Origin of the sequence: Candidatus Sulfotelmatobacter sp. (assembly GCA_035498555.1) — a bacterium.
In the GTDB taxonomy this organism is placed as follows: Bacteria; Eisenbacteria; RBG-16-71-46; order RBG-16-71-46; family RBG-16-71-46; genus DATKAB01.
Genome location: DATKAB010000133.1, coordinates 1 through 3177 on the forward strand (window position 1 = coordinate 1; position 3177 = coordinate 3177).

Sequence of the window (3177 nt, forward strand, 5' to 3'; positions counted from 1 at the left end):
CGCGCCGATTGCGATCGCCGCCACGATCCAGCCGACGTTGCCGATGCCGGGGAGGAACAGCGTGGCGATGACCGCGATGCCCATGCCGAACGCCGCCCACAGATTGCCGGAGCGCGCGGTGGCCGGCGAGCTCAGGCGGCGCAGGCCGAGGATGAACAGGATCGCCGCCGCCAGATAGGCGAGATGAACCGCGGTCGGCACCTCGTGCTCGGTCACTTCTTGACCCGCGGCTTGCCCTTGAACATTTCGAGCATTCGATCGGTGACCACGAAACCGCCGGCCAGATTCATGGCGCCGAAGACGACGGCCGCGAACCCCAGCGCGAACTCGACCGGATGGTGCGCGTTGCCGAGCACCAGGATGCCGCCCACCACCACGATGCCGTGGATGGCGTTGGTGCCGGACATGAGCGGGGTGTGCAGCACCACCGGCACCTTGGAGATCACCTCGAAGCCCACGAACACCGCCAGCACGAAGACGTAGATCTCGGTGAGGAGCTGGGTGCTCACGAGCGCGCTCCCGCGGCCGCCGCCGACGGCGCGCCCGACGAAGCCGCGGCTTCGGCCGGCCGCGTCACGCAAGTGTCGCGCGTGATCTCGTCGTTCCAGTCGAGCTTGAGCTGCCCGTCCTTGACGAGATGCAGCAGCAGCGCGCTGACGTTGCGCGCGTACATCTGGCTGGCGTGAGTCGGCATTTGCGCCACCAGATTGAGCGGCGAGCGGATCATCACGCCGTGCTTCACCACGTCGCGCCCCGGTTCGGTCAGCTCGCAGTTGCCGCCCGATTCGCCGGCCAGATCCACGATCACCGAACCGCGCCGCATCGCCTGCACCATCGCGGCGGTCACCAACACCGGTGCGCGCCGGCCCGGCACCACCGCAGTGGTGATGACGGCGTCGCTCTGCTGCACGTGCTTCGCCACCAGCTCGCGCTCGCGCGTCTTCTGCTCCTCGGAGAGCTCCTTGGCGTAGCCGCCGGCCGCGACGTGCGATTCGTCGGCCTGATCGGCGGCGACGAAGGTGGCGCCGAGGCTCTGCACTTCTTCGCGCACCGCCGGGCGGATGTCGAACGCCGAGACTACCGCGCCGAGCCGGCGCGAGGTCGCGATCGCCTGGAGACCGGCGACGCCGGCGCCCAGCACGAACACCTTGGCCGGCGCCACGGTGCCGGCGGCGGTCATCAGCAGCGGAAAGAATCGCGGCAGCGCGTCGGCGGCGAGCAGCGCCGCCTTGTAGCCGGCCACCGTGCTCATCGACGACAGCACATCCATCTTCTGCGCGCGCGAGATGCGCGGCAGCTTCTCGAGCGCGAAGGCGATGATGCGCCGCGCCGCGAGTCGCTCGAACAGCGCGGCGTTGGCCGGCGGATTGAGGAAGCCGATCAGCAGCGCCCCCTCGCGGATCAGGTCGGCCTCGTGGCCGCCGCCCGGCAGGGTCTGTGGCTCGCGCACCTTGAGCACGACGTCGGCGCCGGCCAGAGTCTCGGCGGCCGTGGCGGCGATCGAAGCGCCGGCCTCGCGGTATTCCGAATCGAGGAATCCGGCCGCTTCGCCGGCGCCGGCTTCCACTCGAACCGCCAGCCCGGCCTTGACGAGCGCGGGAACGGTCTGGGGGATGAGCGCGACCCGGGTCTCGCCCGGCATCGTTTCGCGAGGGATGGCGACCGTGAGCATGCGGCCGAGCATTGAAGCAGGGGCGCGGCCGCGGCGCAAATCAGTTTGGGGGGTTCGGTCGAAATCGTGCCGGCCGCGACGCCGCATGCTCCCGGCCTGCGCCGTCGCACGCATGTTACGATCCCCCGCCATGCCCGTGCCCGAATCCCCGGTTCCCGAGGCCTTCAAGGCCTTCGAGCTGCAAGGCTGGCAGGCGGCCGCGCACACCTATCACTCCGAATTCGGCCGGCTCACCTCGCAGATCGCGGGCGCTCTGCTCGACGCGGCGGGCGTGAAGCGCGACACGCGCGTGCTCGACGTCGCGAGCGGGCCCGGATATGTGGCGGGGATGGCCGCGGCGCGCGGTGCGCGCGTCACCGGCTGCGATTTGTCTCCCGAGATGGTCGAGCTGGCGTCGCAGTCCTATCCGACCGTGGCGTTCCGAATTGCCGACGCCGAGGCGCTCGAGTTTCCGGATCGGGTGTTCGGCGCGGTGACCATGTCGTTCCTGATCGGTCATCTCGGGCGCCCGGCGGCGGCGCTCCGCGAGGCCTTTCGCGTGCTGGAGGACGGCGGCCGCCTCGCCATCAGCTGGTGGGTGGGCTTCGACCGCGCGGTGGCGTTCGGTCTGATCAACGACGCGATCCGCGCGCGGGGTCGAACCGACGTCGAGCTGCCCGCCGCTCCGCCGTTCGACACGTTTTCACGCCCCGACACGCTGCGCGGCGCGCTCGCCGAGGCCGGATTCGTGGACGTGAAGGTGGTCGAGCAGCCGATGACCTGGCGGGTGAAATCGTCCGACGAACTGTTCGAGGCCTACTACGACGGCACGGTGCGCACCGCGGGATTGCTGCACGGGCAGACGCCCGAGGCGCTCGCGGCGATCCGCGCCGAGCTCAAGACCAGCTGCAGGCGGTGGCTGCACGGAGGCGAATTGCCGCTGCCGATGCCGGCATTCGTCGCGAGCGGGTTGAAAGACTGACATGACCGCCGAAGCCTCGGCCTTCACCGGCTCGATCCCCGAGTTCTACGACCGGTATCTGGTGCCGGTGATCTTCGAGCCCTACGCCCGCGATCTCGAGCGGCGCTTCCGCGCGAGCGGCGCCCGTGCCGTGCTCGAACTGGCCTGCGGCACGGGCGCCGTCACGCAACACCTGCTCGCCGCGCTGCCGCCGGACGGCCTGCTCACCGCCACCGATCTCAACGCGCCGATGCTCGAGCTGACTCGGCAGCGAGTGGGTGCGGACCGCCGCGTGGTGCTCCAGACCGTGGATGCCACCGAGCTGCCGTTCTTGGAACACAGCTTCGACATCGTGCTCTGCCAGTTCGGCTGGATGTTCTTTCCCGACAAGGTGGTCGCGGCGCGCCAGGCGCGGCGGGTGCTGAACCCGGGCGGAAAGCTGGTTTTCAACGTCTGGGACGGGTTCGAGAACAACGCGTTCGGACGCATCACGCACGAGACACTCTCGCGGTTGATGCCCGGGAATCCGCCGCCCTTCTATCTCACGCCGTTCGGCTGGCGCGAC

5 protein-coding genes are annotated in these 3177 nt (G+C 69.9%); 2 read left to right on the forward strand and 3 right to left on the reverse strand.

What is annotated here, in order from left to right:
• The 3 genes from VMJ70_11430 to VMJ70_11440 all read right to left on the reverse strand — a co-directional run.
• Window positions 1–216: NAD(P)(+) transhydrogenase (Re/Si-specific) subunit beta (locus VMJ70_11430; protein HTO91731.1), on the reverse strand; the 216-nt coding region annotated here is incomplete at its 3' end.
• The gene (locus VMJ70_11435; protein HTO91732.1) at window positions 213–509 is read right to left on the reverse strand and encodes an NAD(P) transhydrogenase subunit alpha; all 297 of its coding nucleotides are present in this window, start codon (window positions 507–509) and stop codon (window positions 213–215) included. The genes VMJ70_11435 and VMJ70_11430, both read right to left, overlap by 4 nt.
• Window positions 506–1672, reverse strand: a complete 1167-nt coding sequence (locus VMJ70_11440) for a Re/Si-specific NAD(P)(+) transhydrogenase subunit alpha (protein HTO91733.1) — start codon at window positions 1670–1672, stop codon at window positions 506–508. The genes VMJ70_11435 and VMJ70_11440 overlap by 4 nt, the downstream gene beginning before the upstream one ends.
• Window positions 1673–1802: 130 nt before the next feature.
• Between VMJ70_11440 and VMJ70_11445 the strand changes: the two genes are divergently transcribed.
• Both VMJ70_11445 and VMJ70_11450 read left to right on the forward strand, forming a co-directional pair.
• Entirely contained in the window at window positions 1803–2633 is an 831-nt protein-coding gene (locus VMJ70_11445; GenBank protein HTO91734.1) for a methyltransferase domain-containing protein, read from the forward strand.
• 1 nt (window position 2634) lies between these two features.
• Window positions 2635–3177: class I SAM-dependent methyltransferase (locus tag VMJ70_11450; GenBank protein ID HTO91735.1), on the forward strand; the 543-nt coding region annotated here is incomplete at its 3' end.

Bases quoted from the DNA above. Each gene is read 5' to 3' on its own strand.
- VMJ70_11440 (HTO91733.1), bottom strand. From the start codon at position 1,672: ATGCTCACGGTCGCCATCCCTCGCGAAACGATGCCGGGCGAGACCCGG.
- VMJ70_11445 (HTO91734.1), top strand. From the start codon at position 1,803: ATGCCCGTGCCCGAATCCCCGGTTCCCGAGGCCTTCAAGGCCTTCGAG.